5 protein-coding genes are annotated in these 5,796 nt (G+C 53.5%); 1 reads left to right on the top strand and 4 read right to left on the bottom strand.

Going from position 1 to position 5,796, the window contains the following annotated elements:
• A partial coding sequence (locus HIJ39_RS21100) for an IS110 family RNA-guided transposase (protein WP_169103014.1) occupies positions 1–642 on the top strand: 642 nt, incomplete at its 5' end.
• Positions 643–748: 106 nt separating this feature from the next.
• Here HIJ39_RS21100 and HIJ39_RS21095 read toward each other — a convergent pair.
• From HIJ39_RS21095 to HIJ39_RS21080, 4 genes are all read right to left on the bottom strand, one after another.
• The gene (locus tag HIJ39_RS21095; RefSeq protein WP_169103013.1) at positions 749–1,876 is read right to left on the bottom strand and encodes a GNAT family N-acetyltransferase; all 1,128 of its coding nucleotides are present in this window, start codon (positions 1,874–1,876) and stop codon (positions 749–751) included.
• 250 nt (positions 1,877–2,126) lie between these two features.
• Positions 2,127–3,356, bottom strand: coding sequence for a glycosyltransferase (locus tag HIJ39_RS21090; protein ID WP_169103012.1), 1,230 nt, complete (start codon positions 3,354–3,356; stop codon positions 2,127–2,129).
• Positions 3,357–3,397: 41 nt separating this feature from the next.
• Positions 3,398–4,534 carry a glycosyltransferase family 4 protein gene (locus HIJ39_RS25010; RefSeq protein WP_338055266.1) on the bottom strand — a complete coding sequence of 379 codons (1,137 nt, stop codon included), beginning with the start codon at positions 4,532–4,534 and terminating at the stop codon, positions 3,398–3,400.
• 141 nt (positions 4,535–4,675) lie between these two features.
• Positions 4,676–5,659, bottom strand: a complete 984-nt coding sequence (locus HIJ39_RS21080; protein WP_169103010.1) for an NAD-dependent epimerase/dehydratase family protein — start codon at positions 5,657–5,659, stop codon at positions 4,676–4,678.
• Positions 5,660–5,796 lie beyond the last annotated feature (137 nt).

Below are 5,796 nucleotides of genomic sequence, written 5' to 3'. Positions count from 1 at the left end.
ACGCCCGACGAAATTGCGGCCACGGATGTCCACGCCCTGGCCGACCTCCGGCTCACCGCCAGCCGTCAGCGCGTTGGGTTCGAGACGGCCCGCGCAATTCACGAAGCCGCGCAAGATTCGTTTGGGATCACCCAAGCATTGGATGTCTATCGCATGCAGTTGCGGATGTTGCTGGATCAAATCGCGTTCCTCGAAGACCAAATTGCGGAGTTGGAAGCCGACATCAGACGCCGTGTGGACAGCCTCGATCATCACTTGGTGACCATTCCCGGCATCGGACCGGTGTTGGCGGCGGCCATATTGGGCGAAATTGGCGACATTACGCGCTTCGCATCGGCTCAACGTCTAGTCGCCTTCGCGGGCATCGATCCCACCGTCAAGCAATCCGGTCAGTATACGGCGAGCCGGGCGCGGATGTCCAAACGCGGATCCCCGTATCTACGACGGGCTCTGTGGCTGGCGGCGAACACCGCTCGAACCTGCGACCCCAGTCTCCGCGCATTCTACCAACGTAAACGCGCGGAGGGCAAGCATGCTATGTGCGCCACAGGCGCGGTGGCCCGCAAGTTGACCCATGTGATCTATGCCATTTTGCGCGATCAAGTCCCGTATCAATCAGCTGCGGTCGGACAAGGTGGTTAATCCCTATGTGTCGTCGCCGCCCAGGCTGCGCGCATGCCTACATTGCCGCCCCGATCTTCCATGCCAACAGGCAGCTTGACTCTCCATAGCTGGTCTTGACAGGACATCATCCGCCCAGGCTACGCACATTGCCAGCTTTCTTATCAACCATGGTCCTTAATCTAGTATAAATCGCTTTGTGCATTGGCGTTTTGTACAGTCTGAAGGTGTAGCTCTGGGTTTCCTTATTCGCCCAGTGGTTCTTATACTCGTTTTCACCATTCATGAAGTCAATGACCTCATAACGGTCATACTCATTCCGAATTAAGAAGTAAATCATCAGGATACCGGGAGACAAACGTGCCAACCCAGGATTCCACGCATTCAGATAGCCATAAAGACGGTTTCGTTCCGGATCTCTAACGCTGTACGTGCAGGCTGCGATTTCGCCGCCAATCGATAAATACGATAGATGTATGCGGGACTCGCGCATGAACTCATGGGCCAAGTTTAGGAGAACGGTTTGGTACCTTGCCGAACGAAAGGCGCTGGGCGTTTTCGTCGCGCCCCAGCGTCTTTTATGCATGTCGAACAACGCCTGCATAAACGGATTAATCTCGCTCTCGTTGGAAGCAACGCTGTATCGGATCGGTCCAACCTTGCTGGCACGTTTCAGGGCATAGCGCATCTTCTTGGTAAGGATGTCGTTATGATAACTGTCCCACGATTGGCGTGTGTCGACGTATAGACACCTAGTGGGGTGGACCGTCACGCCATTCGGCAGACCCTTCGCGAACAGCGAAGCAACCTCTGAGTGCACGTTGTAGAGGCGAGCCACCGAGTATCGCTTTGCCATGTTGCGCACGATTCCCAGAATGTATTCGTACATTCGCGTATAGTCCACAGTTTCATCGATAATGAAATCATGGTAATCAGCCCCGGGATCTCCTAGAAAGGAGAGTGTGGTCCATAATGGTCCAATGTACGGATTGGGGCGATGACACAACGGTGCGAGTCCGACAATTCGTTCTCCAAGGTACACTAGAATAATCACAGGTTCGCATTTTGGGCCAAAGAATTCGAGCCAGTTTCTAGTCCAGTCGTGCGTCAGAAATGGGCGTGCAATGCTGCGAGACCGTTCAAGGAGTCGGTCCCAATCGGCTTTCAGTTTCATGAAGTTGCCAGTCCCATACACAACCTCACAACGGAATGGTTCGTTGACCCCCGCGTCTCCTCGCGATAACCAGTCCAACATTCGTCAAAGCCCCCTCGCGGTGTGCTAACGGTACTGAGTTGCATCGTCCGGTTCGTCATATCGGAAATATCCTTGGCATAGAGAACAGGGAACCACAAAAGTTCATTCACAAGGTATCTGGTAGGCATCCCCACTAACAACTAGTTCAAATCGTCACCCCGGCCACTCGATTCCACACGTCTTTTATCGAGAGAGACCCCCGTTGCGGATCCTTAGGAACGCGGCAATCTCAATTGAAGTCGAAGCAAATCTAGCTACGGTACTTGCTCACCACTTTCGGAGAACGGTCGCGCGGTTTTCCGAGGCATGCGTCCAGCAGAGTCTGTAGCTGCTCAGAAATTGACTCGTAGCGCTGTTTCGGAATCCAGTAACCCGAAACCGCTGCCGCGTTCCGGAGACCAGCTTCCCAGTAGTAAGCCTCGGTCTCCAGGGCCTTTACAAGGTGACGCCAATGAAACCCTTTGGCTCGCGTACCGAAGCGACCGCTCGCTATAAAGTGGTCGGTTGCTGGGATGGGCGTGCCGACGATCGTTGTCCCGCAACATAATGCCTCCGCCATCGCGAGCGGTGATCCTTCGAAAAACGATGAGCTCAAAAGAATCTGCGATTGGACCAACACGTCTAAGAGTTCGGTGTGCGAAATGTGGTCGCGGATTGTCACTCGCGGAGCAACCGCACTGTGTTGGAGGCACTGTGCATTGTGCCAGAAATGTGTTCCGGCGCCTGTGATGACTGCCTCGTAACTCGGACGCTTCCGAAGAAACTCGCATGTCGCTCTGACGGCATTCTGCGTGTTCTTTTGGGAATCGTTCCATCGTCCTACCAACACCATTTGGTCTCGTTTCCTCTCGACGTGAACATGATTAGTAAACACGGAATCGACCGGGTTATAAACGAGATGCAACCGGCTCTGGAGGTGATCCCGGTGGTAGTAAGATATGAATCGTTGAACATGTTCTATTGCGGCAGTTGTCTCCACTATCACGGCGGCACTTCGTTCGACCACGTCTAACAAGCGGCGGTCAAACATGGCAGGAAGCAGAGTCCTTCCCGCGACTCTTACTGCACCAACCAAACTAAGCTGGCCGTTCCGCGACTGGTGCAGGTATCTGCGCCAGGATTCCCTCAGCCAAATCCTCGGACTTGCGTATCCATCTGTGTCGGCCTTAATAATCAGATGAATATCGCGCCGCATTAGCTCGTCGGCCGCCTTGAGAAAGTGCCGACTGAACCAATTAATTCCGACAACAGCATCCGCTGCTAGAGAGTCCCAAATGGCTCCGGACAAAACGGCTTCCTCTCGTGTCTCAACGATTTCGAAGTCACGGGGGCGATGATCTGCCAACTCAGGTTTTTCGGTGGTGACCAAAAACGCATCGTATCCTGCTAGGTTTAACGCCCGGACATACATACCCTGATCTTTGAATTCGTGAGTCGGCCTATAGTCCAAGAAAACTACCGCCACACGCTGTCGTGTCATTCAACCTCTCCCCAACCCGATGTGCCGATCGTCTTCGCTCATCAGTCAACCGCAAAGGTGACGGGCGATTCCTCATTCAGCACAAGTTCTTTTCCCATCGTCGTTGAATACAAAGATTTCCATTTCGCAATGGTCTGCTCCGGCATATACTGGCTCTTATAGTGTGAAGCTGAATGTTCGCGCTGTTCATTCCAAATTTTTAAATCTAGAGCCAATCGTTCCATTGCGGCAACCAATCCGTCGACGTCACCCGGTTCCACCAGCAAGCCTCCCTTTCCGAGTATTTCTGGCAACGCCCCAATGCGTGATGCAATGACTGGGGTGCCGGTGCTGAGCGCCTCCAGACAGACATAAGAAAACGTTTCAGAAGCAAGCGACGGGACGACGACTGCATGCGAGCACCTCATTAGCCTCACAACTTCTTGGCGACTCGTTGGTGGCACAAAATGCACCCCATCCCAATTACCCTGGGGTCGTCTATCGGTCACTATGGTTAGCCGCCAGTCATTGCCAATCTTCGGGCGTGTGCCTTGCCATGCCCTCAGCAGCGGAAACATACCCTTTTCCACGGAGTTACGGCCAACAAACAAGAATTGTTGGATTCGTGGCACCGGCGGCAGAGGCTCATAAGGGACCAAGTGCGGGACCACTTCCGCTTGGGATGACTCAACCAGACCCGCCTCGATATAGATCCTCTTCAAATATTGGCTCGGAAAAATCACGCGATGAAAACGCCGCCACATCCCTTTCAGACGCTGGACCCCCAGACCGTACACCATGGATTCCAAGGCGTTGTCACGACAATTGTGTAGCACCCCGGGAAGCGTGCTCCCACGCAGACATCGAAGGCATGGTTGATCTCGCCGGACAACACTTCCGTTGATGCAAAAACCTCGATGATTGTGGATGCTAACCACCGCTGGAACCGAGTATCGCATTGCCATCCGGATGGGGCCATCCATCCACATTGGCATCACATTGTGAACGTGAACGACCTCAATTGCCTCCGTCCGGAAGATTGTCTCAAGGCCATCCGATGGCTCCCCGAAATTCAAGGCCGACCATCCAGCTCGCACTCGGCCAGGCGGTGACCGACGCATGATTAGCCGAGGGTCCATACCCAACCGACGCATAACGTGAACCGAGTCCTCAACCGCTCGCTCCTCGCCCCCCGCCACACGATACCCACTGTGAAAAATTAATGCTTTGGGCTTGCCGATGCGACACACCTCTCTTTGCTCCCAATTTCAACCGTCTTGAAGTATGCCGTTTGAGACTCGCGCTATATTAAAGCGTCGCGACAAAAACGGTCGGGACTCCTAACGTAAGGCCAATAGAGTTTTTGCCTTCTCGACTTCGTCGGCAATCCATGCGTAGGTTCGGGAGAGGCCCTCATATAGTGAAACCGACGGATGCCACCCCAGTTCACGCTCCATCAATCGGTTGTGCGAATTTCTCCCTCGCACACCCTGAGGTCCCGGAATATGACGAATATCCAGATCTTTGCGGGAGATTTCAATAATCATTGAGGCTAGTTGGTTGATCGTGACCATTTCTTCGGAACCAATATTAAGCGGCCCCGTTACGTTCGATGCCGTCAGCAAGAGGGTAGCATCGATACAGTCGTCGACATACAGGAACGATCGCGTCTGTTCTCCGTCCCCCCAAATCTCGATCACTGATCCGTTGGCAGCCGAGGCCACCTTTCTACACAAGGCCGCAGGTGCTTTTTCCCGCCCGCCAACCCACGTTCCTTTGGGACCATAGATGTTATGGTAACGAGCCACCCGCACGTCCATTCCATAGTGTCTGTGATACGCCCGGTACAAGCGTTCACTGAACAACTTTTCCCAACCATACTCGCTGTCGGGATTCGCGGGGTAGGCCGACTCCTCTGATGTCACAGGGTTGAGCGGATCGCGCTGGTTATAGTCCGGATAGACGCAGGCCGAGGAAGAATAAAACACTTTCTTAATGTTCCGCTTCCTACAAGCCTCAAGCATGTTCAAATTAATGGTAGCTGAGTTGTGCATGATATCCGCGTCGTTGTCGCCGGTGAAGACAAAGCCGGCGCCACCCATGTCCGCGGCCAGTTGGTACACCTCGTCGAATCGTTGGTCGATGACCTCTCTACAGAAGGTCGCATCGCGGAGATCACCGACGACAAAGTCATTTGCCGACGTTCCTCCAAATTCGGGAAACTTCAAGTCGACTCCGCGAACCCAACATCCTTCGTTCACTAGACGGTCGACTAAGTGAGATCCTATGAAGCCCCCGGCACCGCATACCAGAACGCGTTTCACGTGAACTGCCCCTTTCCTGACAGCGAAGCCACTATTTGAATGGTCGCTCTCAGACTCTCATGTGAGGGTTTTTCATAACCCGAAGTCCTTGATTTGCAATGCTTGTGGGGTCTGAGAAAATTTCTTTCCCCCTGAAT

The sequence above is a fragment of the Sulfobacillus harzensis genome (assembly GCF_012933365.1).
Lineage (GTDB): Bacteria > Bacillota > Sulfobacillia > Sulfobacillales > Sulfobacillaceae > Sulfobacillus_B > Sulfobacillus_B harzensis.
The sequence above is the reverse complement of the archived record's forward strand: the minus strand, read 5'-3'. Positions and strand labels throughout refer to the sequence as shown.

Coding starts and splice junctions, on each gene's coding strand:
- HIJ39_RS21095 (WP_169103013.1), bottom strand. CDS start 1,876: ATGTTGGACTGGTTATCGCGAGGAGACGCGGGGGTCAACGAACCATTC.
- HIJ39_RS21090 (WP_169103012.1), bottom strand. CDS start 3,356: ATGACACGACAGCGTGTGGCGGTAGTTTTCTTGGACTATAGGCCGACT.